At 44.4% G+C, this 500-nt stretch carries 1 protein-coding gene; it reads right to left on the bottom strand.

Features of this window, described 5'->3' with window-relative positions; all coding sequences use genetic code 11:
* Window positions 1-133 precede the first annotated feature (133 nt).
* A partial coding sequence (locus HW443_RS13190) for a hypothetical protein (protein WP_219857278.1) occupies window positions 134-500 on the bottom strand: 367 nt, incomplete at its 5' end.

Here is a 500-nt window from a genome sequence, read left to right as displayed (position 1 = left end):
AAGACTATATTTGGCGTTTAGGGGAGTCAAGCAGATACCCCAATAATTCATTTCACGAAATAAAAAAGAAAAGCCCCGTCAGAACCTTTTAAGGTCATCTGGGGCCACTACTGAGCTGCTTTCGTCCTCTTAGTTAAACTTCGCTCTTCTTTTCGCGAATCCATGAGGTAAATTCCTTAAGGATATGAAAAGGGCCTCCTTGTCGCTCGATAATCTCCCATGATCTTACATAGTCGGGAGCCCTCGCGAACTTGAGCTCTTCTATCTCACCCCTTAAAAAGCCACAATGAAGAACGGCGTGAATAGCATGGACAAGAACGTGAATTTGCGTGCGATAAGGTTCCCCACCATACCTTTCTTTAAGGTAAGCTAAGACCCAGTTTTCGCCTAGAGCATTCATGTTGTCCCCAAGCAAGTTATGTATCAGCTCGTGAACTAGGGTGTTAAAACGTAAGCTTTCAGTAAACCTCGTGTTTACCTGGCGCAAGAAGTTCCCTCTA

Origin of the sequence: Candidatus Hakubella thermalkaliphila, from assembly GCF_013281975.1 — a bacterium.
Taxonomy (GTDB): Bacteria; Actinomycetota; Humimicrobiia; order Hakubellales; family Hakubellaceae; genus Hakubella; species Hakubella thermalkaliphila.
Note: the sequence above shows the minus strand (reverse complement) of the source record. Positions and strands in the feature narration are given on the sequence as shown.